Genomic DNA, 26,098 nt, shown 5'->3' on the forward strand with positions numbered 1-26,098 from the left:
ACAGCTTCAGCCGCCTTTATCCGGTTCTGCTGCAGGGGGTGCGGCGGCATCGAGGCCGCGCAAGAATTTGAGTTTTTCGCCGATTTTGATTTCCAGCCCGCGCGGGGCCGGCTGATACCAGCCGGGTTCTTGCATACCGTCCGGCAAATAATTTTCACCGGCGGCGTAAGCCTGTTCCTCATCGTGGGCATAGCGGTATTGCGCGCCATAACCGAGGTCTTGCATCAAGCGTGTCGGCGCATTGCGCAAATGCAGCGGCACCGGGCGCGACTGGTCTTTTTGCACAAACGCCTGGGCTTGTTTGAACGCCATATAGCCGGCATTGCTTTTCGCCGCCATCGCCAGATAAATCACAGTTTGCGCCAAGGCCAGTTCGCCCTCGGGCGAGCCCAGGCGCTCATAGGTGGCGGCGGCGTCATTGGCAAGCTGGATCGCGCGCGGATCGGCCAAGCCGATATCTTCCCAGGCCATCCGCACGATGCGGCGCGCCAGATACAGCGGGTCCACCCCGCCATCGAGCATGCGGCAAAACCAATACAGCGCGGCGTCCGGGTGCGAGCCGCGCACCGATTTATGCAAGGCGGAAATCTGATCATAAAATTGCTCACCGCCTTTATCAAAGCGGCGCGCATGTTTGGCCAGGGCATTGCTGATGAAATCGGCGTCAATCTGCTCTTTGCGCGCAGCGCGCGCGGCAGTGGCGCACTGTTCCAGCAAATTCAACATGCGGCGCGCATCGCCATCGGCATACTCCACCAGCAAATGCAAAGCATCCGCGGCAAACGCCAGCCGCCCCAATGCCGCATCGCCGGCTTGCGCGCGCGCAATCAATTGGCGCAAATCCTGCGCATCCAGCGCCTGCAGCACATACACCTGAGCGCGCGAGAGCAAGGCGGAATTGACTTCAAATGATGGATTTTCCGTTGTGGCACCGATCAAAGTCACCAAGCCGGATTCGCAATACGGCAACAAACCGTCTTGCTGCGATTTATTGAAACGGTGGATTTCATCGACAAATAAAATCGTATGCCGGCCACGCAGGCGGTTGTGTTCGGCCTGCTCCATCGCGGCGCGAATGTCTTTGACGCCGGAAAACACCGCCGACAAGGCGATGAATTCGCAGTCGAACGCGGCGGCGGTCAAGCGCGCCAGCGTGGTTTTGCCCACCCCCGGCGGCCCCCAGAAAATCATGGAATGCGGCTGGCCGGCGTCAAACGCCAGGCGCAAAGGCTTGCCCTCGCCCAATAAATGGCGCTGCCCGATCACCTCTTCAATCCGCGCCGGGCGCAGGCGCTCGGCCAAGGGTTGATGCGGCGCGCTGGCCGCAGCGCCAAATAAATCGCCGCTCATTGCTGCAACACGTCCACCCCGGCAGGCATCTGGAAGCTGAATTGGGCCGCATCCAGGGCCGGATTTTTTTCAAAACGGGAAAACTGCAAGCGGGTTAATTGGCCAAAGGCATCGCGCAACAACATTTGTTGCGGCAAGCCCTGGGCAAAACCGATTTGAATGGTTTGAAACGATTTATCCGCACTGCGCGGGGTCAACTCCAGCCACTCCAGACCGTCTTTGGCGCCGCCATCTTTGACGCTGAAGTTTTTATCCACATCATTGCTGCCGAATAAAATCGCAGCCGGGCTTGCGGTCAGCACTTCGCCCAATTTGCGCACGCTGACCTGGGCCAAATCCTTGTCCCAGATATACAGCTTATCGCCATCCGATTGCAGCACCTGGGCATACGGTTTTTGATAGGTCCAGATAAATTTACCGGGACGGGCGAACAGAAAATTGCCGGTCGAGGTTTTGCCGCGCGCCTGGCTTTCGCCCTTGGCTTGCAATAAAACCTGACTGAATTCACCGCGCGCGCTCTTGGTGCTGCTTAAAAATTGGCGGAATTGGCTCACGCCATCGGCCAGCGCCCAATTCGCGCTGCAAGATAAGATGGCGGCGCTGACCAAGCGCAGTAAAACTGATTTCATAGACTCTCTCTGATTAGGCATCGCTGTTGCCCGCCGGCACCAGGATTTCCCGGTTGCCATTGCTTTGCATGGCCGACACGATGCCGCTGGTTTCCATCTGCTCAAGTAAGCGCGCGGCGCGGTTATAGCCGATGCGCAAATGGCGCTGCACCAGCGAAATCGAGGCTTTGCGGTTTTTCAAGACCACCGCCACCGCCTGATCATACATATTGTCGCCCTCGCCTGCCGCACCGCCGCCGGCAAAGGCCGCCGCCACATCGCCGCCGCCCTCATCGCCCACGCCGCCTTCCAAAATGCCTTCGACATAATTCGGCTCGCCCTGGGCTTTGAGATGTTTCACCACGCGGTGCACTTCATCATCTGAAACAAACGCCCCGTGCACCCGCATCGGCAGGCCGGAACCGGGCGGCATATACAGCATATCGCCCATACCCAGCAGGGTTTCGGCGCCCATTTGATCCAAAATCGTGCGCGAGTCGATCTTGCTCGACACCTGGAAAGCGATCCGGGTCGGGATATTCGCCTTGATCAAGCCGGTAATCACATCCACCGAAGGACGCTGGGTAGCCAAAATCAAATGCAGGCCGGCGGCGCGCGCTTTTTGCGCAATCCGCGCAATCAGCTCTTCCACCTTCTTGCCGACCACCATCATCAAATCCGCCAATTCGTCGATGATAATCACAATCACCGGCAGCTTTTCCAGCGGCTCCGGACTGTCCGGAGTAAGCGAAAAAGGATTCGGAATCAACTCTTCGCGCTTTTTCGCATCGGCGATTTTATGGTTGAAACCGGCCAGATTGCGCACCCCCAGATGCGACATGAGTTTATAGCGGCGCTCCATCTCATTCACCGCCCAATTCAAGGCATGCCCGGCCTGGCGCATATCGGTCACCACCGGCGCCAGCAGATGCGGAATGCCCTCATACACCGACATTTCCAGCATCTTGGGATCGATCAAAATCATGCGCACATCCGCCGCCTCAGCCTTGTACAGCAAAGACAGAATGGTGGCGTTAATACCGACCGATTTACCGGAACCGGTGGTGCCGGCGATCAAAAGATGCGGCATCTTGGCCAAATCCGCCACCACCGGATTGCCGGCGATATCCTTGCCCAGCGCAATCGTCAGATTGGAAGCGCCGTCGTTATACACTTTGGAGCCTAAAATCTCAGACAGGCGCACAATCTGGCGCTTCGGATTGGGCAGCTCCAGGCCCATATAATTTTTACCGGGAATGGTTTCCACCACGCGAATCGACGTCAGCGCCAGCGAGCGCGCCAAGTCGCGCGCCAGATTCACAATCTGACTGCCCTTGACCCCGGTGGCAGGTTCGATTTCATAGCGCGTAATCACCGGGCCGGGATACGCCGCCACCACCTTGGTTTCGACATTGAAATCAGATAATTTCTTTTCAATCAGACGCGAAGTGAATTCCAGCGTCTCAATGCTGACGGTTTCTTGCACCACCGGCGCATCGTCCAACAGCGCCAGCGGCGGCAAACCGCCCTCGCCGCTGGTTTCAAACAGGCTGACCTGACGTTCTTTTTCAATCCGCTCCGATTTTTGCACCGCCACCACCTGCGGCTCGATCTTGACCTTGGGCTGCGGGGTTTCCACATGTTTGGCGCGCACCTGATCTAACACCACCTCGCGCTTGACGGCGGCTTCCTGCCCCAGCTTGCGGTCTTCCCGGTCTTCATAGTGACGCCGCACCCAGTCGTACACGGTTTCCAGCGCCGCGCCGATTTTCTCGGCCAAGTCCAGCCAGGACATCTGAAAATACAGCGCAAAGCCTGAGGCCAGCATCAACAACAGCAACAGCGTGGCGCCATTGAAGCCCAGCGCCAAATGCGCGGTATGGCCGATCACCTCGCCAAACACGCCGCCCGGCGCGCGCGGCAATTGCACATTCAGGGTGTACATGCGCAGATATTCGATGCCGGAAGAACCGGTCAGCAGCAGCCCGAAACCGACGCTGCGGGCAATCCGCACGCCATCGCCTTCCAGCGGGGCCGGGCCTTGCACCGGATCACGATGTAAATCACGATAGCCGCGCCACACGGTGCGCAGCAATAAGACTATCCACCACCAGGCGGAAAAACCGAAGATATACAGCAAAATATCGGAAAGTTTGGCGCCCAGCCAGCCGCCGTGATTGGAAATCGCGCTGGCCGCCACCGAATGCGACCAACCCGGATCATACCGGTTGTAAGAAAACAGGGCTAACAGAATAAACACGCTGGCGCCCAGCAAAGCGAACCAGCGCAACTCCGCCAGCAGATGCGAGAGGCGGCCCGGCGCCGGGTTGCGTTCGTCATCGTTCCTGATATTCGCGCTTTTTGACTTGCTCATAGGGCTGATTCTGAAGCGGCGCGCGCCGCAAAGCTGTCATTCTACTGAGAATAACCGCCCTTGTGCAGGCTGATTTCATCTGCGGCGTGGACTGTTACGTCAAAAAAAGCGCTTTGTTTCATTTTTTACTATATTTTTATTACGGCAAACCTTTCAGAGCGATGCAGGCAAAAGCCAACTCCCCCTAACTGATCTATAATGCAGCCCTTTGCGGCATGCGCCGCGTCCCGCCGGCATTCCCCGCCGGCACTATGAGGCAATACGACCATGACCAAACACGCTCACGTTCTGATCTTAGGCTCCGGCCCGGCCGGTTACAGCGCCGCCGTGTACGCCGCGCGCGCCAACTTGAAACCCGTGCTGATCACCGGGGTGGAACAAGGCGGCCAATTGATGACCACCACCGATGTGGAAAACTGGCCGGCTGACCCGAATGGCGTACAAGGCCCGGAATTAATGGAGCGTTTCAAGCAACACGCCGAACGCTTCAACACCGAAATGATTTTCGACCACATCCACACCGTGGATTTCAAACAAAAGCCGTTTGTGCTCAAAGGCGACAGCGGCGAATACACATGCGATGCGCTGATCATCGCCACCGGCGCCTCGGCGCAATACCTGGGCCTGGAATCGGAACAGGCTTTCATGGGCAAGGGCGTATCGGCCTGCGCCACCTGCGACGGCTTTTTCTATCGCAACCGCGAAGTAGCGGTGGTGGGCGGCGGCAACACCGCCGTGGAAGAAGCGCTGTACCTGGCCAATATCGCCTCCAAAGTCACGCTGGTGCACCGGCGCGATAAATTCCGCGCCGAACCGATTTTGATCGACCGCATGATGGCCAAAGTCGCCGAAGGCAAGATCGAACTGGCGACCGACCACACCCTGGACGAAGTGCTGGGCGATGATTCCGGCGTCACCGGCATGCGCATCAAGTCCACCAAGGACGGTTCGACCCGCGACATCGCACTGCAAGGCGTCTTCATCGCCATCGGCCACAAACCCAACACCAGCATCTTTGAAGGCCAGATCGAGATGAACAATGGCTATATCAAAGTCAAGAGCGGTCTGGAAGGCTTCGCCACCATGACCAATGTGCCGGGCGTATTCGCCGCCGGCGACGTGGCCGACCATGTGTATCGCCAAGCCATCACCAGCGCCGGCACCGGCTGCATGGCGGCCTTGGACGCACAGCGCTTCCTGGAAGCGCAATAAGGACGCTGCGGGGCGGCTATGACGCAGGGCTTGAAGCAATTTGCCGATCTGAAAATCCTGGCAAAACAAATCAAGGAACGCGCCGCGCAGGAACGCGAGGCGCAACGCCTGCGCGCGATTGCCGCCCAGCGCCAGCGCGAGGAGGCGAATCTGTTCCGCCTCGCGGTGGGCGCGGTGACCCCGCTGAAAGACGACAACCGGGTCGAACCTTTTTTCATCACGCCGCAGCCGGTCGCCTTGCAATATCTGGCCGATGAGCAAGCCGCGCTGGTGGAATCGCTGTCAGATGAGTTTGACGCCCTCTCCCTGCTGGAAACCGATCAGGCGCTGAGCTACACCCGGCCAGGCGTCGGGCCGGAAGTGGTGCGCCGGCTGCGCCGGGGCCACTGGGTGATTCAAGACGAATTGGATTTACACGGATTGCGGCGCGATGATGCGCGCGAAAGTCTGGCGCTGTTTTTGCGCCTGGCCGGCAAGCGCGGCATCCGCTGCGTGCGCATTATTCACGGCAAGGGGCATGGCTCGGTGAATAAAGAGCCGGTGTTAAAAAATATGGTGTTCCGCTGGCTGGCGCAAAAACAGGAAGTGATGGCGTTTTGCGTAGCGCGCGCCGCTGACGGCGGGGCCGGCGCGCTGGTGGTTTTACTGCAGGGGCAAACCCGGCAGCATCAGCGGCATAGCGCACACGACCATGTTTGAAGCTGTGCGTCACGCCCCCTGTTCCCCTTGTTTCGGCTGCCCTTGCGCCGCCTCAAAATCGGCATAGCCTTTTTGCACCAATTCATAGGTTTTCTGGATACCGCTGGCGATATCGCCTTGCAGCACATTCAAGCCTTGCAAAATATCGCTGGCCTCATTAAAGCCCTGCTCAAACCCGCCGCGTATGGTTTGCATGAAATCTTTGAGCAGCTTGCCTTCATCCTCACCGGGATGCTGCTGTTTATAGGCTTCAAAAAAGCCGGTGGAAAGTTTGACGATGCGCTCGGCGGTAGCCTCCGGGGAATTATCCTGCCCCATCGCGTTTTGAATCGCGTTTTCGCCCAAATCTGACTGCAAGGCTTCGTTAATGCCTTGAATCGCGCTCTTGTAGAGCAAGGCCAGAGGTTGATTGCCGCTTTTGATCGCGACTTGCAGCGAAGATTGCACCACTTGTGCATTGAGACTGATTTGCGCCTGCTCACGCGCAGTGCCGCCGGCTTTGATTTCGCCGGCATTCTCCGCCGCACTGGCGGCGGCGGGAAGTGAAGCGGCTTGATTGGCGCCGGCGTTGCCGCTGATTGCGATACTCATGATGTGCTCCCTGTTGCCCTGTTCTGAATGCTTATCGGCAGGCGCCGGGAAAACTGCAAGAATTTTTAGCGGGGCGTATTTGTTGGGGGAGCGGGAAAGACGTGAGGGCAGATGGCATATCGAATCAAGCTCATTTGGGAACAGACTTGCTTCTGTAATGGGAACCCTCTGGCGCCCAGAACACCGCGCCAGATGGAGGGAGTTGCAGGTTTGGCGCAAGTCCACGCGCGCTCAGCGCACGCCGCAGCCCCTCCAAACCTTCCTGTGTTTCAATAATATAGCCCCCGGTAAGTACATCACCGTAGTGTTTCTCTGTATTTGTACGGGCCAGCGCCACGATGTCCGCCAGATTCCGATCCAATGACCAAATGTGGACATCTTGATCTTTAGCGTAAGTCTTAATGCGCCAGTTCTTGCCATCAGCTGCGTAGAACTGCACAGTGTCAAAGGCCGTATCCGAAGCGGCAGTTTCCACATTCTCAGAATAGCTGCTTTGAACGGACAGGAAAAAAATAACGAGAACCATTTTCATGATGTTTACTGGAATCTGTGCTGCTGCAGTGTTTAACTGTTCCCTATGCCCCTTAAAATCTGCGCCAGGCCCGGAAGCAAACCTGACGCAGAATAAGCGCTGTACGCGGCTCAGAACCAGGGCACGGTGGCTTGCTTGCTCAAACCGTAATCGTTGAATACCCCGGCGACTGGCTGCGGCTGCGATGGGCCGCGCTGCACATACAGGCGGAATTGCTGCGCAGTGCTGCGGCTGGTGATGCGCAAAAAAGGCCCCTGCCCCAAGCGCGCCTCGCTTTGCTCCAATTTCTCGCGCGCCTGCTCTGGCGTCATGCGCCCGCGCTTGATCGAGCGGCGCAGTAAGCGCTCAGGACTGCTCTTGAATTGCTTACGCAGCAAGCTGCAATGCGTCGCGCCTGCAGGAACCGGCGTCACCGGACTGACTTGGGTGTAATCGCGCAAACCCTTGAGCCAATCCAGCGCCATCAGCCGCGCCAGCGCCGGCGCGGCCCCATGCAAACGCAAGACTGCGCCCAGCGTATGACGCTGCTCTTGCAGCCCCGGAAAACTGAGCCCGATTTCACCGCGTCCGGCGTCGCACAAAGCCCGGTGCAGCTTGGCGAACAGCGCATTCATCAATACCGGTTCAGGAAATTCCGGATCAGGCAAAACCCGGATCTCGATGTAATGATCCATAGCGCAACCTCAGTTCGCTTCGCCAAACACGCCGCCGCGCACCAGGGTGGCGATCACATAATGTTGTTGTTTGACATCCGGGGCGCTGTTTTTCAAGACCCATTGATCGAGCAGATTATAAAAATCCATTTTCTCGCCCGGTTGACGATAGGCCACGCCGCGATTGGTGACAGAACCATACGGCTCGACCGCAATCGGCCCCAACTCCGCCGCACTCGGGTACCAGTCGTCAATGGTGCGCAAGGCGTTGCCGATTTTTTGCGAGTGCAAGGCGGCAGTCTTATCGACCTCGTATAAGAACTTGCTCTTTTTCCCCTCGCTTTTATCCAACACCAGTTCCTGCGATGGAAACACTTCCTGCCCGACGCCAAGCCGGGCGTAGGCCTCGATTTGCAAAAAGGCATATGCCTCACCGGCCAAACCCTGGCGGATCACTTCAGCCAGCGCCGCCAGATCGGCATCGGCCTTGGCGAAACTGCGCAAATCAAAGGCGGCGGCGTCAAACGTCCAGGTTTGCGCGACTTTTTCTTCGACGATATGGCGCACCCGCACTTGCAAGGCTTCCGCCCCGACCCGGTTGCGCCATAAAAAGCGGGCATTCGCGATATTGTGTGCATAGCGCAGCGCCAGTTCTTCAAAGCGATGGGTGGCGATATAGTCATTGATCACCTTGGCCAGCGCGGCTTGATAGGCTTGATCATTGCATGCTGAGGGCAATGCTAAATTACCCAGCACGCGCAAACTGAACGAGACTTTCAGCGTGTCCGCGTCAAATGGCAGCGCGGCCACATCGATGGTTTGCAGATTTGCGTTTTGAATTTCAGCATCCAGTTTCGCGGGGTTGGTGGCAACATCCTCAGCATGCGTTTCAGTCTTTTGCTTAGCCTTGGCTGATTTGGGCCGATTGGAAATAGTACCGCGTACAGATTTTTCTCTTAACTCTACCGCGCGCCATTTGTCAGCATCATTGCGCTCAGCCCAATTCCCGGCGAACATCAAGCCGTCTGAGTTGGCGAGCTTGCGCTCAAAAGCGAGTACGGAAGCTGTTTTCAACGTTGCATTAGTGGATTTAGCCATGATGTATTCCTTCAAATTAATTGATGCAGTGATAGTTGATTCGGGAATGCCAGCGTTGCTGTTGCCTTAATCGTCGTCTTCATCATCGTCGTCATCTGCGCTGAAGGTTTGATACGAGTTATGACATAGATAAAAGTCGCCCTCATGCTTGTGCTGCCAAAGTAATTGCCGCAAATCCTGAATGCGGTGTGGCGAGAGCCATTGGCCGATGGAATACGCCGATTCGACAAAGCGAAATGAGGTAACAGTGTCTCGCGTATCTTTGACTTGCCCTGCAGGATAGAGTGGCGAGATGGCGCGATAGCCTATGGCCAGCGGCGCCAGCCAGCCAGGCCCGGGTTTTGGCCGGCGTGCCCAGAGATAGGCGCCATCTTGATCCGGGCTGGCGGGCGCATCATATTGCAGGGTGCAAAAATCCAGCCAGGCATCCAGCAATTCCGCATCAGGCCGGGTTTGTTGCAAGTCGGCCCAATGCGCCTGCAACAAATCATGCCGTGACACCAGGGCAAAACCAGGCAAGAGACGTTTGATGACCTGACGGCGAAATTTGGCGCGCTCTTGCTCGCCATCCGGCATATCAGAGAAAAACACCGGTTCGCGAGCATCCATGCCAACAATCAAGCCGCCCGCCAAACGCAGGCTTGGCACAGTTTGTTTGAACCAGTTCAGCAAGCCCAGGTGGTTTTGCTCGTCATCGTATTTATCAAAATCCACCTGACCCGAGCCGAATTCGCACTCAATCATCAATGAGACTGTGCAATGCATTTTGCCTTCTTCGATGATGGGGGCGGTTTTGCCTTCTTTCGTCAAAGGATGGCGGCTTTGCACCAGGCTATAGTCGCCTTTTGCCGCAGGTTTGAGCACATTAACCTGATGCTGGTGACAGATCACGGCGCAACCGCCAAGGCGCACGCCTTGTGCGGCAAACAATTTACGTGAAAGCGCATGCGTGAAGCCGGTAAAATGGGTGATGGCTGGAAAGCCCCAGGTCAGGCCGGTCACCGCATTGGCGTTTTCCACTTGCAGATGACGCAATATCAACACCGACCTCATATTGCCTCCCGCATATCGTCATAGCGTAAATCAGCGCGCAAGCGGGCCTTTGCCCGCTTCAAATCCCTTTTCCACTGCTTTAACTCATCATCACCCATAGGCAAATCATCTGAACTGATTTTGTCATTCAACCAGCGCGCAAAACGGCGATAGATTTTTTCGCGCCAATCGTCTGCGTCCCTTTCTTGCAAGAACGCCTCATCTGTTTGCGCGCGAAACGGATCAAGCCAGAGTTGTTCGGCGCGAGGCAAGGCGCTGGATGCGCTCCACCCGGCCAGTTCGCGCATATCTTGCAAAGACATGGCGTAAAGCAGCAGCGCGTCAACTAATTCCTCCACCAATTCACGCCGGAATTCGCGGATTTTCATATTGCTGGCGGCGGTTTTTTTCTCATGTAACAAGCGTTTCAGTTTGCGTGCAGTGTTGTTGGCAAAAAAACCGTTATGGCGTTCCCAGGCAAACCAGAATGCATCAGATGTCTGAAAACTGGGAAGCTTTGTGTTGTGCCAATCTGGCGGACGGCAACTGAGCAAGTAAGCACGCCCGCCACGTTTGCTATTGCCCATGGAAATGTTTTGCGGCTTTGTACCGCCAAACTTCATCGCAGCAAGATCAGGAAAATAGATATCCGGGTAAGCGCATGCCTTGTTTTCGCGGCGCGCTTTGCGAATTTCTTTGGCGGCCTCGGAAAAACGTTGCTCGTTGATGCGTTCATGCAGACTTTGCGCAAGTACGGAAGAAAACATGGGGCCAAGCAAATGGTATTCGCCGTTTTCCAATGGGAAATAGACTTGCCGCATCAGGGTATGACTGCGTATTTCCTTGGCGCGGAAGACTTGCTGAAAACCGTTCAGCCAATCCGCCAATTGCTGCGGATCTTGTGCAAACGGGGCCAGCGCACTGGCGTCGCCTGCTTCCAGCATCTGCGCCAGACTGCGCCCATCGGCTTGCAATTGCAGCAGCGCCGCCACATCCAGCGCTGCAGCATTGCCGGCCACGTCCGCCTCAATCTGCGCCAGCGTGCCGGTGCAGACATAGCCGCAATGGACCTGCTGCGGCGCATAAATATTGGCCGCTTTGGCGTCGCTGTGGGTGAATTTTGCGCCATGAGTGACAAAAGCGATTTGCCCGGCGCGCTGCGCCGCATCATTCAGCCAGGCGGCGGGGCGGTGGGCGTCTTCCAAGGCGGTTTTTTTCTGCAAAAAATCAGCATGAATCAGATGCGCTTGATCCGGGCTGTCTGTTTGCGCCTTCTCTGCCTCTTTTTCCAACTTCTCCAGCTTGCCGGCCAAACGACCGGCTAAAAACGCTCTGATGGTGTGCTGCATTCAAGCTCCTTATTCAGGTTGTGGCGCAGTTCAGGTGTTTGTTTTGCGGCGCTGTCGGCAGCGCTCTTGTTTGGAATATTGAGTCAGCTTGTTCCTTGCAATTTATCCTGTCATCAATTCAGTACAGATTAATCAGCTTGCGCCAGCCATACGCCAGGCTTGCCAAATCATCTCCACATCCAAGGCAGCGCGGTGTGCGCCGTATTTGCCAGCCAATTCCGCCTTGTTGGCAAGAAACCGTTTCCATGCGGCCGGATCTGGCAGGGTTTCCTGCAGGGGCAGAACGTGAAACAGTCGAATTTCACCAGCGGCGCGGAATAAGGTTTGCAGCCAGTCATCATCCCATGGCGCATTGTCACTATAAAAAATGCCGCCGCACAGATGGGCCGCAGCGTTAATTTCTTGCGCCACATCGCGCGCCGCCGTGCCCTCATTCAATAATTGTGTGCGGCTGATGCCATGCAGTTTTTGCGCCGCCTCATCCCAATGCAGCCAAGCGGCTTCAGGCCGGATCAGCCACTGCCGGATTTCTCCGCGCCAGCGCAACGCCACTTCAATCGGATAGGAATCAAAATGCAGGCCGCTGGCTTCCAGGTCAATAATGGCGATCTCGCTCATAAATTGAAAAAGCGATGTCGTTGGCATGGATGTTTTCTACATCGGCTCATTTTTCACACCTTCAATTGAAGAAAATTCTCTTTACCTGCTTTCCGGGTAGCGCTTCTTGCATTCGCGTTTTCTGTCTTGGGGCCTTCCTGAACCGATTGCCAAGCGATCCAAGGGAGATGCGCGCCACACTGCGATAAACCCGCACAGCCTTGGCTTCGCCCTGTTTGGGTTTGGCGGCCATAGCGTGCTTGAGTCGCCACCAATGCAACCATGTGAGCAAGGCAATGATCATGACAATGGGCAACGCAATTGCCACGGTAAACATCGCGCCAAATTTATTGGATTCGGCTGTCACCATTAAATTTTGTATCACTTGCAGCAGTTCGAAGATCTTGCTCATTTTTCCCTCACCAGGCGTTATCGCGGTCATCCGCTGGTTTGGATTGTAGTACAAAAAACTTCCGCCTGCTAACTGTTTGCTTTAAAAAAATTGGCCATTCTTGAAATAGGCAGAATGGAATATAATGTTGACACTACTGCACAAGTAGCTCAGAAATGCTATCTGATAGCTTTCTTTACACACTCCACTGCCGCACAGGCAGCCAAGGCCCGCTGGATCACTTCCTGCGGGCCTTTTTTCTGCAACATGCCCGCAGCCCCCGCCAGCTTAGCGCCCTCAATTCGCCAACGGCGCCAAAATCCCCTCACACTCCCTGCTCCTGATTTTGCAAAACGCCGCTATATCCAAAAACACAGGCTCCGCCTCCACGGTGATGGGCAGCAGCATCGCTTGCATATACAGCTTCACCCAAACGCCGCGCTTTTGGCGGATATCGCGCAAAAATGATTCTGGCGGCGCGGTGATAAAAAGCGGCAGGGCAAACGTTATTGCCTCCAGCTCAGTTTGTTCGACCGGCTCATTGCTGCGACAGTCAGATTGCATCAGATCATTGACCAGCTCCTTGCCATCAGGCGTTACAAAGCATGCGACCGGGCGCAAGGCAAGAAAACGCCGCATACGCTCAGAAATCCAGGGATATCTTGGGAAATCCGCTTGCACGGTGTAAATCAGATTACGATAGTGCGGCCGCTGCGCTTCGCGCTCAATGCGCACGACTTGCAGCGAGCGCACGGAAAGGCTGTGGTAGTAGTTCAGTCCCCATAGCGTCGCTGCTGCAGCCATGAGGAGCAAAATGATGCGACTCGTCATAGCGCTCAGGTATTTGCTTTTACGCCGCTGGCTTGCGCAAGCTTTGCGCTATGCAAATCTGTCCCTCTTGAATATGAATTGATGGAAAGGTAAGGCGCTTGATCAGGTTTGCGTAATCCGGCAAATCTTCCTTGCTGTATTGCGGGCGGACTTCCTCGTAGTAAGACGACAACTCAGCCTCCGCTTGCATCATAAACATCAAATCCTGACTGAATTCCTCAAGAGTCTCATCGTCGGCATCGCCGGCATTGACGCATGCTTCCTTGATTTTCATATGCAATCTAAGGGCGTAGATCAGTTCCATCAAAGTATTCATTCCCAATTCGGTTTTCATACGGGCATTCTCCATTATGCTGAGGCCGATTGATCGCATTGATTTCTTGCGAGAAATACCACCCTCACTCCACCCTCCTATACACCCCAAACCCCTCCGCATAGCGGTAATCCTTCACATTTTCATGCAAGGCAATCACGCCAAATCTGCGGCTGGCTTGCTCCAGGCTGATGTCCAGATCCTGCGCCAGCTTGATGAGCAAATCTTTCAAATCCCATTTCATCCAAGGCGCCACGCCCGGCGCCAGGGTGATTTCATCGATCAACAACATGCTTTCGTCTTGTATGCTCAGGCGGCCATCTTTTTCCACAGCATGCAGCAGCGGCTTGTCGTCTTCCTGCTCCATATAGAACACATATTCCTGTTCAGCCTGGCCTGCGCGAAACGGGGTGTGGCTTTGCAATTCATAAGCCCATTGCACCGGGCAGCGCCACCACAGCGCGCCATACCATTCCGTCGGCGCTTCACTCCCCAAGAGGCGGGCGCGCAGCTGTGCGTGTTCCAGATCGGCCAAACTGCGTTTGGGCTTGAGTTTGGCTGATTCCTGAATGCGCGGCAGCGCGCTGATGATGTCGATGTGTTCCGGCGGGATATTTGCTTGCAAATCTTTATCGGCAAGCGCCAGCGCGCCATTTTCCACACCGGGCTTGGCATACGCGATTTGCTTGCCGGTGAGCGCATTGAAATTGTGACTGAGCACAAGCACGTTGGGCGCTTGCGGCGGTATTTGCCGGTGGCGTTGCACCCGTCCCGCCAACTGAATAATGGAGCGCAGCGAACTCGGTTCTACCACACTCCAGTCATAGTCATGGTCGCGCCCGACTTCAGCCACCGGGGTGGCGAACACCATAAATATCACTTGCCGCGCATGCGCGCCTGCCAGCGCGGCGCGCACCGATGGGCATTGCCACACCTGCTCAGGCTGGTGACGGCTCAAGGCTTGATCCAACACGCCTTCCATCGCGGAACGCACTGCCAGCGGATGGCGGCTGTGATAAATGCAAAAACGCACTTGTGTATCGTCCGGCCATGCGCTGCTGAGCATGTTTTGCGCAACCGCCACCAATTGGCGGATATTGGCAAAGCGCAGCAAGCCAAAGGAAACCTGCTGCCGCCCGTCCGGCGTCGGGCTGGCATGCGCCGCATGCAGGCGCAACACGCCTGCTTGCATGCTGCGCGCCATCGCCGCCACCGCTTCTTTTTCACTCAGTATGCCCGTGGGCATAGGCAGCCAGGCGCCGCGCCGCAGGAGCGCGCTTTTTTGCTGCAGATTTGCGCTGCGCTGCGCCACAAAGACGGCATGCGCCTGCACCATCTCATCTTGCTTGGCGCAGGCGGCGCTATGGCGGCCAAATTCATCAAACCAGGCGCACAGCACCGGCGGCATGGCGCCTTCATCTCCGCGCGCGGCATGAAACAAGGCGCGCCCTGCCGCATAGGCTTCAAATAATGCTTGCACCAGGGCCGGCGGCAAGGTGGCGGAAGATAACACGATGCGTGTCCCCAGCATGCCGGCCCAGTGAATCAGACGGGCTAAGGCTGGCATATCGGACAAGTCAAAATCGTCCGGCTCGTCCACGATCAAATCACCGCTTAACAGGCGCAACATCGGCCCGATCTGCCGCCCGCCGCGTTCGCCCTCAGTGGCCGGCATTAAATAGTCAATGGTGGACACCAAAATCGGCGCGCTCAGCAAGCGCCGCAAATTCGGATCATGCGCCAATAAACGCCCCAGCCGGCCTTGATCCAAGGCGCCCTCATAGCGCACATAACTGTCCTCATCCAACAGCGCTTGCGCCGAGGCGCTGCCGCTGGCTTCCGCCGCATCATGTTGCGCGCCCAGCTCATGCAGTTGGCGCACGGCGGCGGAACCGATCAAGACCGCCAGATCATCATCTTGCAAGCGCAGCCTGTTGCGCAAGGCGTCCCCGGTTTGCAGCGTGAGGGTGCGCAGGCCAAGCGCAATCGAAAAGCGGCAACCCTGTTTTTGATCGGCCAGGGCGTACAGAATGCGCGCATTGGCAAAGGTTTTGCCGCAGCCGGTGGAGGCCATATTCACCCCGAAAAAACCCTGTTTCACGCTGGCTTGCGCCATGCTTTGGGCCAAATCAAAGGCCATGTCCTGCCATTTAAAGCGCGCATCCTGCACGCGTTTTTTGAAACCGGGGTGGCGCGACAGCGCCGGCAGCGAAGCGCGCACAGCCGGCAGCATGCCGGCGATTTGCTGCGCCAGCCAGCCTACGCTTAAATTGTGTTCATCCAGACGCTGTTTGAGTGCGCCGCTGCTGCGCTCGGTATTGGCCCAGACTTGATAAGCCGGGTCTTGGCGCGCCGGCAATGCGCCCTGGCTGGAATAGCTGTGGTCTGCCAGCATCAAACTGAGGCGCGCCAAGTGCGCAGAAAAAGAATCCTGCAGCCAATCCGGGCCAAACAACTGGCCGTGCCGCAGCGCGCGCGCCGCCAGCAGCTGCGCTTTACTGCGCCAGGTTTGGCTTAGCAGCGGTGTGCCGTGTTCAAACTTCCATACTTTGCAGCGTTCAGCCGCGCTGCTGTCGGCGTATTGCGGGGAATTCCAATGCGCATTCATGAAGCGCTCTTCCAACCATTGATTGGCGTTGGCGATGACTGCCTTGGATTTATTCTCTTTGCAGGGATAATCATGCAGCAAGCGATGGTGCGAGACGATCAGCCAGCCGACGCAGCGCGCCAGCGGGGTTTTCAGATACAGCCGGAAGGGGTTGACTGCGCGCGGATCGGACAGCTCACGCCCGTCTTTGCTTTTTTTGGGCGCGGGCGCCATCGCATCCAACACCTGCTTCACGCGCGCGTCATCTGCCGCCGCCACCTGCGCCAGCGCTTGCAGCCAGGCTCGGTCGTCGCGCCCATCGACAAAGGCGGCGAACAGCAGCAAGCTGACCCATTCATGCCGCAGCGGTTCGACAGTGTGCGCCGCTGTCTTGAGCTTGGCCTGAAACAGCTGATTGGCTTTACCAAAATCATGAAACAGCCCGGCAATTGCCGCCAAACAGGCAATCGATTCCAGGCTGCGCCACTGGTTTTCATCGGCGGCGCGCAAAATGTCGCGTTTGCTTTGATGGGTGGGGGCGGCGCCGTTGTCATTAAAGGCGGCGCGATTGCCGACAATCCACAGCAATTCAGCATGCGCGCCTTGTTTGATCCACCAGCAAGCCACCGCAGTATTGCGGCGCGCACTTTGGCGCAACAATTTGCGCAACACATCCAAACCGTCTTGCGTGATCAGGGTTTGCCAGGTGCGCTCGCCTTTGCGCTCGGCAAATTGGTCGAGGATGCGGCGGCTTTGCTGCAATGCGTTTTTACTGCATTCAGAAATCAACAGCACATTCATTTGCCCACCTGAGAAAAACGCAGTGCGGTTTCTTTTAAGGTGTCGATCATCACATCCAAGGCGCCGGCGCGGTGAAAGGCGTTGATGCAGCGTTGGCGGAATGCGCTTTCATCATCGCCGGCGGCAGCGGCCAGAAACGCTTGCGGCAAAATCAGTGCATCTTTGATCAAGTCGGCGACATCAAACACCAGGCCGCCGCGCCGGGTTTTGCCATGCAAAATCGCCAAGCCATGCGGCAGGCCCAGCACCCAGGTCGCGCTGGCGGCCAAGCCATAGGCCAGATAATTGCCATGGTCTAAAAAGCGGTTGGCCGGGTCCACCCCGCTGCCGCGCTTGCCGCGTGTGAATTCGCCATAGGCGCTCAGTTGCGCCATGGTTTTATAGAGTTGTTTGGTGAGGCGCGCTTCCAGATTGAGGATATCTGTTTGACTGGCGGCGCCGGGCAAGTCCGCGCTGAAGTCTTGCAAAATGGATTCGAGTTGCGCTTCATCCAGCGCCAATTTGTCATCGCGGCTGTGTTTTAAGCGCAACCAATGTTGCCTGATTTGCGCTGCGCGCACGGTTTGAAAATGTTTGGCGGCGTCTAAACGCGCTGCATCCTGATACCAAAAACTGCACCAGTGTTGCAAGAATTCGGTGGGGCGGTATTCGCTTTGCGGGGAAATCCATTCCACCGCCTGTTCCCATTCGCTGCCGGCAATCAATGGCGTGCCGCCGCCGCCGCAAAACCCGACCATCACCCCGGCCCTGGCGAATTCGCGCATGGCCGGCTGCGATACCGAGCAACCTGTGCCGAGCAAGATAAAGCTGGTATTGGCGATCGGGATATTCCAATACAGCGAGCGGCTGCCTTCGTCTGTCACATATTCCACGCGCCCGCCATTGACCAGCACGCGGCAATGTTCGAGGTAGTACAAATTGGCGCGTTTGGAATGCAGAATGCTTTTCAAATCCGAAGGGGAAAAATCTTCCATGGGTTTTCAGGAGGGGATGCGGAGCATTTATTATCCGGTTTTTGCCGCTTGTTGCCGGCTTGGCGTGAATGAATTCTCTTTTTTGATATGCAGTTTTTAAGGTTTCGTTGTTTTTCTTTCACATGGCGCATGGGTCAGTTTTTGCGCCGAGCGCAATGGCCATGGACAAGCCTTTTTTTGGCGCTATCGCTAAGTGCTTGATTTTAAAGGGGCGGATTTGAGGGGCTGAAAAAAGGGTATACTCGGCTGAACCGGGCTTTTTTCTTTAACAATCAGAGAGTTGGGATGGGAAGAAGTCGGGTTCACTGCCGCACAGGCAGCTTAGAAAACAAAATACGCGGGTTTGCCGCGCAAATTGATGTTCACTGCCGCACAGGCAGCTTAGAAAAGCTCTTCCCCCTTCAAGTCTTTCAGGGACACGTTCACTGCCGCACAGGCAGCTTAGAAATTTTCGCGTTCTTTAGCCGCCAAGGCGAATTCGTTCACTGCCGCACAGGCAGCTTAGAAATTGATATCACCGTCCCGACCTTGACGAAGTATGTTCACTGCCGCACAGGCAGCTTAGAAAAGTCTGTTTTTTCGCTCGACTTCGCCGCTTTCGTTCACTGCCGCACAGGCAGCTTAGAAATCGCTCATGACTGCCGCACAACTTGGCTTGGAGTTCACTGCCGCACAGGCAGCTTAGAAACAGACCGGGACAGGGCAAGCGCAGTCCTTGAAGTTCACTGCCGCACAGGCAGCTTAGAAAACGGCGGGCGGCGATTCGATGGGTCGCTCGCAGTTCACTGCCGCACAGGCAGCTTAGAAAAGCACAACATCCGCCCTGATGAACTGGAAGGCGTTCACTGCCGCACAGGCAGCTTAGAAATTAGGATGAGCTTCTATCAGGTCGCTCAGACTGTTCACTGCCGCACAGGCAGCTTAGAAATTGCCGATATTGTCGCCGTCGGGCTTGACCGTGTTCACTGCCGCACAGGCAGCTTAGAAAATGGAATTTGTGCGGGACGATAACCGGCGTTAGTTCACTGCCGCACAGGCAGCTTAGAAATGATATGGAAGACAAAAAAACAGTCAAGCCGCGTTCACTGCCGCACAGGCAGCTTAGAAACTAAAACAGCGCCATCTGGCGCGAATCAACCTGGTTCACTGCCGCACAGGCAGCTTAGAAAATCGCGCTCTGCTGCTGATATGAGCATCCATGGTTCACTGCCGCACAGGCAGCTTAGAAATTTCCAGCCTGGCCGATAACAGCTCCACCAGCGTTCACTGCCGCACAGGCAGCTTAGAAATATTGGCCCCATCACCGTCAGCGCGGCCCGGCGTTCACTGCCGCACAGGCAGCTTAGAAAAACCGGATCAGGACAGCCCAGCCTTGCCAGAAGTTCACTGCCGCACAGGCAGCTTAGAAAATCGCGGTACTGTGGTGTGGGACAAGGGGCGCGTTCACTGCCGCACAGGCAGCTTAGAAATTCGGTGAACGTGGCCCAAGCAGCATGCGGTGGTTCACTGCCGCACAGGCAGCTTAGAAAATACAGTCCCCTTTTGTCAGCTTGCCCTTGTTGTTCACTGCCGCACAGGCAGCTTAGAAAAGTACGCCGGGCGCGACATGGCCGAGTATGGCGTTCACTGCCGCACAGGCAGCTTAGAAATGGCCGTGCTGCACACCCTGCCAAAAACACGCGTTCACTGCCGCACAGGCAGCTTAGAAATGGCTTGCTGCAGTAAGTCTTGAGCCGCGCTGGTTCACTGCCGCACAGGCAGCTTAGAAAAGCCGCAGACATGCCCGATGCGGATGGCATGCGTTCACTGCCGCACAGGCAGCTTAGAAAAGCAGCTATGCAGGTTGGCGGCGGGTGGGAAAGTTCACTGCCGCACAGGCAGCTTAGAAACAGGCTGTAGCGCAGGTTCGCGGCCTGCCCGCGTTCACTGCCGCACAGGCAGCTTAGAAAACTTTCCGAATGGCAAACCGCGCATGATTGAGGTTCACTGCCGCACAGGCAGCTTAGAAATTGCGCGCGGCTTCGAGCATAAATTGCTGCGGGTTCACTGCCGCACAGGCAGCTTAGAAATTGCACCAGTCATCCGGCTTTTTGATCGCCCGGTTCACTGCCGCACAGGCAGCTTAGAAACAGTGGGTAAAAAATGCGCAAAAGCGTTTAACGTTCACTGCCGCACAGGCAGCTTAGAAAACACATAACCGAGGAGTGGCTTGATTCCGCGATGTTCACTGCCGCACAGGCAGCTTAGAAAGCTTGGTTTTTTCCGCGAGCCGTCAACCAGCTGTTCACTGCCGCACAGGCAGCTTAGAAATGAACAAAACGGCAACAGGCGTCAATATCATCGTTCACTGCCGCACAGGCAGCTTAGAAAAGGGAAAATCCATCGCGCAAGCCTGCGAAATAGTTCACTGCCGCACAGGCAGCTTAGAAATGCAATAAGTCGGCGCTGATGCTGGCGGCGGCGTTCACTGCCGCACAGGCAGCTTAGAAAAACAGCCGGCGCCCCTGGTTGTGGTTCCCTGGCGTTCACTGCCGCACAGGCAGCTTAGAAATGCAACTGCGCCGCCAGCACCGGCAAGCCTTCGTTCACTGCCGCACAGGCAGCTTAGAAATGGGCGTGCAAGGGACAGAGTTTTATCGGTTTGTTCACTGCCGCACAGGCAGCTTAGAAATTTTTTCCGCCGGACTTCGTTGACCGACATCCGTTCACTGCCGCACAGGCAGCTTAGAAAGGAAACGTCAACAGATCAGTCCCCCGAGTGACGTTCACTGCCGCACAGGCAGCTTAGAAAAGCAGATCCAGCGCCAGGCACAACCCGCGATGGTTCACTGCCGCACAGGCAGCTTAGAAAATTTTGCACAGCGGCGAAAGCAAAACCCCGGTGTTCACTGCCGCACAGGCAGCTTAGAAAAGTGGGGGACACGATGAGGGCGCGATCTGTCCGTTCACTGCCGCACAGGCAGCTTAGAAAATGCTGCGTTTTTCAAACGGCGCTTTGCAGATGTTCACTGCCGCACAGGCAGCTTAGAAAGCAGGGCGGGGCGTGAGGGGTGGCCAGGCTGAGTTCACTGCCGCACAGGCAGCTTAGAAAAATAAGTGGGCGGTGGGCTGGCTGACGTTGAAGTTCACTGCCGCACAGGCAGCTTAGAAAATGATAAAGGCCGGATTTGTTAAAGCGCTCGCGTTCACTGCCGCACAGGCAGCTTAGAAAGTCCGGATCTTTTTGGATTTCCAGATTCAAAAGTTCACTGCCGCACAGGCAGCTTAGAAACCTGCAGTCCCGGCGGGCTTTTCCTCTCGTACCGTTCACTGCCGCACAGGCAGCTTAGAAAAAAGCATGCGCGGACTGCACATTTTCGGATCTGTTCACTGCCGCACAGGCAGCTTAGAAAGCGGCATCGTCGGATTTTCGGGCGCGGTGCTGGTTCACTGCCGCACAGGCAGCTTAGAAATGACACGGGGCGGCCAGCAAACTACAGAGGGAGTTCACTGCCGCACAGGCAGCTTAGAAAATGTGTCAAACCGCGAGTTATTTAACGAATCTGTTCACTGCCGCACAGGCAGCTTAGAAAAGCTGGAGGCTGGCCAGGTCATCGCCGGCTGGGTTCACTGCCGCACAGGCAGCTTAGAAATTGGGGTGGGCTTGCCGGCGCGCTGTGCTTGAGTTCACTGCCGCACAGGCAGCTTAGAAAACATACGGAAAGGCTGCCCGCAGCAGCATATTGTTCACTGCCGCACAGGCAGCTTAGAAATTCCAGCCAGGGACAAACGTGCAGGTGGTTCCGTTCACTGCCGCACAGGCAGCTTAGAAAAACCCGGATGGGCGCAGCAGCTGTGGACAGTCGTTCACTGCCGCACAGGCAGCTTAGAAAAGCAAAAACCAACAAGACAGCGCATACAACAAGTTCACTGCCGCACAGGCAGCTTAGAAACGCCGGTCAAGTTCGGCCGCTACGGCGCGCGCGTTCACTGCCGCACAGGCAGCTTAGAAAATGGTTCATTGCTATCAAGTCGTCAATCGTCAGTTCACTGCCGCACAGGCAGCTTAGAAAATCCCGAAGGGGACGGAACAGCATTGGGCCGCGTTCACTGCCGCACAGGCAGCTTAGAAAAAGCCCATGGTTGACGCACCGAGAATGCGAGCGTTCACTGCCGCACAGGCAGCTTAGAAAAAAATCGGCGTTGAGCGAGTTGGCATTCGCATGTTCACTGCCGCACAGGCAGCTTAGAAATTGCGCAAGCTGGGTGTTTTCATCCACGCCGAGTTCACTGCCGCACAGGCAGCTTAGAAATGTACAAGCATGATGCAGCCGTTTTGGCACCCGTTCACTGCCGCACAGGCAGCTTAGAAATGCACGACCATTGCGCACTGCGCCCGAATTTCGTTCACTGCCGCACAGGCAGCTTAGAAATAATATACACACATCAGCAGCACAAACAAATCGTTCACTGCCGCACAGGCAGCTTAAAAATCAAGTGTCCATTTTCGCGGGTTCAATCCTTCAGTCTCCGAGAAGCCGGATCGTGCAACCGTTCGCCCTGAGCCTGTCGAAGGGCATGGTTGATCATGGAAAACCGTGGTTCGACAGGCTCACCACGAACGGCAAAACACAAGTGGCTCGACAGGCTCACCACGAACGGCAAAACACAAGTGCTTCGACAGGATCACCACGAACGGCAGAAGCAAAACCGTGGTTCGACAGGCTCACCACGCACGGCAAAACCCAAACTGCCTTTCCCCCTCCACCACACCCGCCGCATTTGCCTGACGCTTTCCGATACCGATCCCGCGCCAAGCCGAGGCGCCATCAGCCGCCCCCCAATGCCTTGCTCCACCCGGACAATTTTTATACGCTGATCAGGCCGGGGCGTCTGGAAAAATGGCACAATGGCGGCTTTTCAGCGGCGCTCTCTCTCCGCCCTCTTCTGTTTGCTTTTTCTGCTTATCGCCCATGTCCATCCAGCACAGCTTTCTCTGGCACGATTACGAAACTTTTGGCGCCAATCCGCGCGCTGACCGGCCGGCCCAGTTCGCCGCCATCCGCACCAATGCCGATCTGGAAGAAGTGGGCAAACCCATCATGCTGTATTGCCAGCCGGGGCTGGATTATCTGCCGGATGCGCAATCCTGTTTAATCACCGGCATCACGCCGCAGCAATGCCTGGAACGCGGCGTGCCGGAATATCAGTTCGCGCAAACCATTGAAGCCGCTTTCGCCCAGCCGGGCACGGTCGGTTGCGGCTATAACACCCTGCGTTTTGATGATGAGGTGACGCGCTTTTTGTTGTGGCGCAATTTGCTCGATCCTTATGCGCGCGAGTGGCAAAACGGTTGCGGGCGCTGGGATATTCTGGATATGGCGCGCACCACCTGGGCGCTGCGCCCGGAAGGTTTGCAGTGGCCGCGCAATGAGGAGGGCAAAATCAGTTTCCGGCTGGAACATTTGAGCGCGGCCAACGGCATTGTGCATGAGCAGGCGCATGATGCGCTGTCAGATGTGCGCGCCACCATCGCCATGGCGCGCTTAATCCGTCAGGCGCAGCCGCGTTTATATGATTTTTGCTTTGCGCTGCATAAAAAAGAGCGCGTGAAACAGGAGTTGGGCTTGCATTTGCCGCTGGAACAGCGCCGCCCGGTGTTGCATGTCTCGGGTATGTTCGGGGTCGAGCGCGGTTGTCTGGCGCTGGTGTTTCCGCTGGCGGAGCATCCGCATAATAAAAATGAAGTCATCGTCTGGGATTGCGCTTTTGATCCGGACGAACTGTTCAGCCTGGATGCGGAACAGGCCCGCCTGCGCATGTTTTCCAAGACGGAAGATTTGCCGCCCGGCGTGGCCCGTCTGCCGATTAAAACCATCCATCTGAACCGCTCGCCGGTAGTGATTTCCGCTCTCAAAACCTTGAGCGCGGCGCGCGCCGAGGAGTTCGGCATGAATCTGGCGCAGGCGCAGCAGCATGCCGAACAATTACGCGCCGCCCTGCAAAGCGCGGATTTGAGCGCGCTGTGGCGCGATTTGTATGCGCGCGAAGATTGGCAAAGCCAGGATGTGGACTTGGATTTGTACGGCGGTTTTGTCGGCCCGGACGACCGGCGCCAACTCAACAGCCTGCGCGCGCTGGATGGCGATGCGCTGGCGGCGAAACGCTTGCATTTTCAAGATCCGCGTCTGGAAGAATTGCTGTTTCGCTACCGCGCCCGCAACTTCCCCGACAGCCTGAACGAGGCTGAACAAATGCGCTGGATGGAACTTTGCTCTGCGCGCCTGCTGGAAGGCGCTGGCGGCGCGCGCGATCTCGACAGCCTGCTGGCGCAGTTGGATCAATTGCAGGAAGGCGCGGATGAGCGCACCATGGAAATTCTGGAACAGGTGCACGCCTGGGCCGAACAAATTGCGCCGATGTGAGAAGTCCATGACTTACAGCACAGATTTATCCGCGCCGCTGGTGATGCTGGACTTTGAAACCACCGATATGGGGCCGGAAATGGGCGGCCGCATCACGGAAGTGGCGGCTTTACGCATCGAGGGCAGGCAAATCACGCAGCGCTTTGTTTCGCTGGTGAATTGCGGCGCCTATGTGTCGCCTTTTATCACGCAATTGACCGGCATCACGCAAAAAATGGTGGATGGCGCGCCGCCGGCGGCGGAAATCGTGCCGGCGCTGCTTGAATTTATCGGCAGCGATGTGTTGGCCGCGCATAACGCCAGTTTTGATCAGAAATTTTTACTCAATGAGGCGCGCTTGCAGGGCATACAGCCGCGCCACGCCGGCATGCTGTGCTCGGTGATGCTGGCGCGCCGCCTCTTGCCGGGTTACCGCAGCTACAGTCTGGGCCAGATTGCCGCTGCGCGCGGGATTGCCTTTTCTTCGCGTGCGCACCGGGCGGAAGCGGATGCGGAGGTGGCGGCGCATCTGGTGTTGCAGATGGTGGATAAGCTGGGGCGCGATTTTGGCCACGCCAGCATTGCGCCGCAACTCTTATTGCAGATCAATCAAAAGAGCGCGGCGCAAACCCCGGCGTTTTTACGCAAGCAGCTGTTTGAGCAGGCATAAAAAAACCCGCATCCGGGGATGCGGGCGCAAACCTTGAGTAAAGCATGTGCCCCCAATGACGACACAGGGCGCAGTGTGCGCTCAGCACATGTCAGCGCTGTGACATGCGCCGCATATCTTGCGCTTTATGCTTGGCGGAATTTATTGATTTCATCGCGCGTATGCAGCGCGGCGCGGCGCGCGGCGGCGGCAAAGTCTTCATCATCGTGCGGCTTGGCGTACAAAATCGCGCGCGAGGAATTGATCATCATGCCAAGGCCGTTGGCGGTTTGCCCGGCTTGCACGGTGGCTTGAATATCGCCGCCCTGCGCGCCCACGCCCGGCACCAGCAAGGGCATTTCGCCCACCAGGGCGCGCACTGCCGCCAATTCCTGCGGGAAGGTGGCGCCGACCACCAGAGCGCATTGGCCGTTGGCGTTCCATTTTTGCGCCACCAGTTGCGCCACATATTGGTAGAGCGGCATATCGCCTACCTGCAAAAACTGCAGATCGGAGCCGCCGGCATTGGAGGTGCGGCATAAAATAATCACGCCCCGGTCTTTCCATTCCAGATACGGTTGCACCGAATCAAAACCCATATACGGATTGACCGTCACGGCATCGGCTTTGTAACGCTCGTATGCTTCTTTGGCGTATTGCGCAGCGGTGGCGCCGATGTCGCCGCGCTTGGCGTCCAAAATCAAAGGGATATGGGGATAGGTTTCGCGCACATAGGCGCATACCGCTTCGAGCTGGTCTTCCGCGCCTTGCGAGGCGAAATAGGCGATTTGCGGTTTGAAGGCGCACACCAGATCAGCGGTGGCGTCGATGATGGCGCGGCAGAAATTGAAAATCCCGTCCGGCGCCATTTGCAAGTCTTCCGGCAGTTTGTCCATGTCCGGGTCCAGGCCCACGCACAACAGGGAATCATTACGCTGCCAGGCTGCATTCAATTTTTCGACAAATTTCATGGCTGACCTTTTCTACAAAGAGTTTGCGCTTGCGCGGGCGGGGCATCTTGCTGTGCTATGCTGCGCGCAGTGGCGCGCCTTGTCAATTCCGGCATCGTCATCC

The 26,098-nt window shown here is 56.7% G+C and carries 20 protein-coding genes and 1 CRISPR repeat array; of the genes, 4 read left to right on the forward strand and 16 right to left on the reverse strand.

The features are described from left to right. Window positions 1-6: 6 nt before the first annotated feature. From V8J88_RS11340 to V8J88_RS11350, 3 genes are read right to left on the reverse strand one after another with little or no spacing between them, the layout of a single operon-like run. On the reverse strand, window positions 7-1,350 hold the full coding sequence (locus V8J88_RS11340; protein WP_338849643.1) for a replication-associated recombination protein A: 1,344 nt from the start codon (window positions 1,348-1,350) through the stop codon (window positions 7-9). Then, complete coding sequence (gene lolA / locus V8J88_RS11345) at window positions 1,347-1,979, reverse strand: outer membrane lipoprotein chaperone LolA (protein WP_338849644.1); 633 nt, start codon at window positions 1,977-1,979, stop codon at window positions 1,347-1,349. Before lolA ends, V8J88_RS11340 begins: the two co-directional genes overlap by 4 nt. 13 nt (window positions 1,980-1,992) lie before the next feature. Continuing rightward, on the reverse strand, window positions 1,993-4,332 hold the full coding sequence (locus V8J88_RS11350) for a DNA translocase FtsK 4TM domain-containing protein (protein WP_338849645.1): 2,340 nt from the start codon (window positions 4,330-4,332) through the stop codon (window positions 1,993-1,995). A 267-nt stretch (window positions 4,333-4,599) separates the two neighbouring features. Between V8J88_RS11350 and trxB the strand changes: the two genes are divergently transcribed. Beyond that, entirely contained in the window at window positions 4,600-5,544 is a 945-nt protein-coding gene (gene trxB, locus V8J88_RS11355; RefSeq protein WP_338849646.1) for a thioredoxin-disulfide reductase, read from the forward strand. Between the two features lie 18 nt (window positions 5,545-5,562). Continuing rightward, window positions 5,563-6,243 (forward strand): Smr/MutS family protein, encoded by a 681-nt coding sequence (locus V8J88_RS11360; protein ID WP_338849647.1) that lies wholly within the window; start codon window positions 5,563-5,565, stop codon window positions 6,241-6,243. Between the two features lie 9 nt (window positions 6,244-6,252). On the opposite strand, the gene V8J88_RS11365 is transcribed toward V8J88_RS11360, so the two are convergent. From V8J88_RS11365 to cas1f, 12 genes are all read right to left on the reverse strand, one after another. Further along, the gene (locus V8J88_RS11365) at window positions 6,253-6,834 is read right to left on the reverse strand and encodes a DUF5610 domain-containing protein (protein ID WP_338849648.1); all 582 of its coding nucleotides are present in this window, start codon (window positions 6,832-6,834) and stop codon (window positions 6,253-6,255) included. Between the two features lie 130 nt (window positions 6,835-6,964). Beyond that, a complete protein-coding gene (locus tag V8J88_RS11370; protein ID WP_338849649.1) occupies window positions 6,965-7,366 on the reverse strand; it encodes a hypothetical protein in 402 nt (133 codons plus the stop codon). A gap of 110 nt (window positions 7,367-7,476) precedes the next feature. Beyond that, window positions 7,477-8,040 carry a type I-F CRISPR-associated endoribonuclease Cas6/Csy4 gene (cas6f, locus tag V8J88_RS11375; protein ID WP_338849650.1) on the reverse strand — a complete coding sequence of 188 codons (564 nt, stop codon included), beginning with the start codon at window positions 8,038-8,040 and terminating at the stop codon, window positions 7,477-7,479. Window positions 8,041-8,049: 9 nt separating this feature from the next. Further along, the gene (gene csy3, locus V8J88_RS11380) at window positions 8,050-9,117 is read right to left on the reverse strand and encodes a type I-F CRISPR-associated protein Csy3 (protein WP_338849651.1); all 1,068 of its coding nucleotides are present in this window, start codon (window positions 9,115-9,117) and stop codon (window positions 8,050-8,052) included. Window positions 9,118-9,183: 66 nt separating this feature from the next. Beyond that, window positions 9,184-10,170: a type I-F CRISPR-associated protein Csy2 gene (csy2, locus tag V8J88_RS11385; protein WP_338849652.1), complete on the reverse strand. Its 987-nt coding sequence runs from the start codon at window positions 10,168-10,170 to the stop codon at window positions 9,184-9,186. Continuing rightward, a complete protein-coding gene (gene csy1 / locus V8J88_RS11390; RefSeq protein ID WP_338849653.1) occupies window positions 10,167-11,498 on the reverse strand; it encodes a type I-F CRISPR-associated protein Csy1 in 1,332 nt (443 codons plus the stop codon). Before csy1 ends, csy2 begins: the two co-directional genes overlap by 4 nt. A gap of 132 nt (window positions 11,499-11,630) precedes the next feature. Then, entirely contained in the window at window positions 11,631-12,116 is a 486-nt protein-coding gene (locus tag V8J88_RS11395) for a hypothetical protein (RefSeq protein WP_338849654.1), read from the reverse strand. Between the two features lie 61 nt (window positions 12,117-12,177). Continuing rightward, the gene (locus tag V8J88_RS11400; RefSeq protein WP_338849655.1) at window positions 12,178-12,507 is read right to left on the reverse strand and encodes a hypothetical protein; all 330 of its coding nucleotides are present in this window, start codon (window positions 12,505-12,507) and stop codon (window positions 12,178-12,180) included. Between the two features lie 276 nt (window positions 12,508-12,783). Then, window positions 12,784-13,317 (reverse strand): hypothetical protein, encoded by a 534-nt coding sequence (locus tag V8J88_RS11405; RefSeq protein WP_338849656.1) that lies wholly within the window; start codon window positions 13,315-13,317, stop codon window positions 12,784-12,786. Between the two features lie 19 nt (window positions 13,318-13,336). Further along, window positions 13,337-13,651 (reverse strand): hypothetical protein, encoded by a 315-nt coding sequence (locus tag V8J88_RS11410; protein WP_338849657.1) that lies wholly within the window; start codon window positions 13,649-13,651, stop codon window positions 13,337-13,339. A gap of 64 nt (window positions 13,652-13,715) precedes the next feature. Next, window positions 13,716-17,018: a type I-F CRISPR-associated helicase Cas3f gene (gene cas3f / locus V8J88_RS11415; protein ID WP_338849658.1), complete on the reverse strand. Its 3,303-nt coding sequence runs from the start codon at window positions 17,016-17,018 to the stop codon at window positions 13,716-13,718. Then, window positions 17,015-17,992: a type I-F CRISPR-associated endonuclease Cas1f gene (cas1f, locus tag V8J88_RS11420; protein WP_338849659.1), complete on the reverse strand. Its 978-nt coding sequence runs from the start codon at window positions 17,990-17,992 to the stop codon at window positions 17,015-17,017. Before cas1f ends, cas3f begins: the two co-directional genes overlap by 4 nt. Before the next feature lie 300 nt (window positions 17,993-18,292). Beyond that, a CRISPR array of direct repeats spans window positions 18,293-22,464; the repeat unit is 28 nt; unit sequence GTTCACTGCCGCACAGGCAGCTTAGAAA. A gap of 480 nt (window positions 22,465-22,944) precedes the next feature. Between cas1f and sbcB the strand changes: the two genes are divergently transcribed. Together sbcB and V8J88_RS11430 are read left to right on the forward strand one after the other, a co-directional pair. Next, window positions 22,945-24,396 carry an exodeoxyribonuclease I gene (sbcB, locus tag V8J88_RS11425; RefSeq protein ID WP_338849660.1) on the forward strand — a complete coding sequence of 484 codons (1,452 nt, stop codon included), beginning with the start codon at window positions 22,945-22,947 and terminating at the stop codon, window positions 24,394-24,396. Window positions 24,397-24,403: 7 nt separating this feature from the next. Further along, the gene (locus tag V8J88_RS11430; protein ID WP_338849661.1) at window positions 24,404-25,045 is read left to right on the forward strand and encodes a 3'-5' exonuclease; all 642 of its coding nucleotides are present in this window, start codon (window positions 24,404-24,406) and stop codon (window positions 25,043-25,045) included. A 125-nt stretch (window positions 25,046-25,170) separates the two neighbouring features. Here the strand turns inward: V8J88_RS11430 and pyrF are convergent, their stop codons facing one another. Then, window positions 25,171-25,995, reverse strand: coding sequence for an orotidine-5'-phosphate decarboxylase (gene pyrF / locus V8J88_RS11435; RefSeq protein WP_338849662.1), 825 nt, complete (start codon window positions 25,993-25,995; stop codon window positions 25,171-25,173). Between the last annotated feature and the right edge of the window lie 103 nt (window positions 25,996-26,098).

It is taken from the genome of Massilia sp. W12 (genome assembly GCF_037300705.1).
Classification (GTDB): Bacteria; Pseudomonadota; Gammaproteobacteria; order Burkholderiales; family Burkholderiaceae_D; genus JACPVY01.

Bases quoted from the DNA above. Each gene is read 5' to 3' on its own strand.
- V8J88_RS11340 (WP_338849643.1), bottom strand. From the start codon at position 1,350: ATGAGCGGCGATTTATTTGGCGCTGCGGCCAGCGCGCCGCATCAACCC.
- lolA (WP_338849644.1), bottom strand. From the start codon at position 1,979: ATGAAATCAGTTTTACTGCGCTTGGTCAGCGCCGCCATCTTATCTTGC.
- V8J88_RS11350 (WP_338849645.1), bottom strand. From the start codon at position 4,332: ATGAGCAAGTCAAAAAGCGCGAATATCAGGAACGATGACGAACGCAAC.
- trxB (WP_338849646.1), top strand. From the start codon at position 4,600: ATGACCAAACACGCTCACGTTCTGATCTTAGGCTCCGGCCCGGCCGGT.
- V8J88_RS11360 (WP_338849647.1), top strand. From the start codon at position 5,563: ATGACGCAGGGCTTGAAGCAATTTGCCGATCTGAAAATCCTGGCAAAA.
- V8J88_RS11365 (WP_338849648.1), bottom strand. From the start codon at position 6,834: ATGAGTATCGCAATCAGCGGCAACGCCGGCGCCAATCAAGCCGCTTCA.
- V8J88_RS11370 (WP_338849649.1), bottom strand. From the start codon at position 7,366: ATGAAAATGGTTCTCGTTATTTTTTTCCTGTCCGTTCAAAGCAGCTAT.
- cas6f (WP_338849650.1), bottom strand. From the start codon at position 8,040: ATGGATCATTACATCGAGATCCGGGTTTTGCCTGATCCGGAATTTCCT.
- csy3 (WP_338849651.1), bottom strand. From the start codon at position 9,117: ATGGCTAAATCCACTAATGCAACGTTGAAAACAGCTTCCGTACTCGCT.
- csy2 (WP_338849652.1), bottom strand. From the start codon at position 10,170: ATGAGGTCGGTGTTGATATTGCGTCATCTGCAAGTGGAAAACGCCAAT.
- csy1 (WP_338849653.1), bottom strand. From the start codon at position 11,498: ATGCAGCACACCATCAGAGCGTTTTTAGCCGGTCGTTTGGCCGGCAAG.
- V8J88_RS11395 (WP_338849654.1), bottom strand. From the start codon at position 12,116: ATGAGCGAGATCGCCATTATTGACCTGGAAGCCAGCGGCCTGCATTTT.
- V8J88_RS11400 (WP_338849655.1), bottom strand. From the start codon at position 12,507: ATGAGCAAGATCTTCGAACTGCTGCAAGTGATACAAAATTTAATGGTG.
- V8J88_RS11405 (WP_338849656.1), bottom strand. From the start codon at position 13,317: ATGACGAGTCGCATCATTTTGCTCCTCATGGCTGCAGCAGCGACGCTA.
- V8J88_RS11410 (WP_338849657.1), bottom strand. From the start codon at position 13,651: ATGAAAACCGAATTGGGAATGAATACTTTGATGGAACTGATCTACGCC.
- cas3f (WP_338849658.1), bottom strand. From the start codon at position 17,018: ATGAATGTGCTGTTGATTTCTGAATGCAGTAAAAACGCATTGCAGCAA.
- cas1f (WP_338849659.1), bottom strand. From the start codon at position 17,992: ATGGAAGATTTTTCCCCTTCGGATTTGAAAAGCATTCTGCATTCCAAA.
- sbcB (WP_338849660.1), top strand. From the start codon at position 22,945: ATGTCCATCCAGCACAGCTTTCTCTGGCACGATTACGAAACTTTTGGC.
- V8J88_RS11430 (WP_338849661.1), top strand. From the start codon at position 24,404: ATGACTTACAGCACAGATTTATCCGCGCCGCTGGTGATGCTGGACTTT.
- pyrF (WP_338849662.1), bottom strand. From the start codon at position 25,995: ATGAAATTTGTCGAAAAATTGAATGCAGCCTGGCAGCGTAATGATTCC.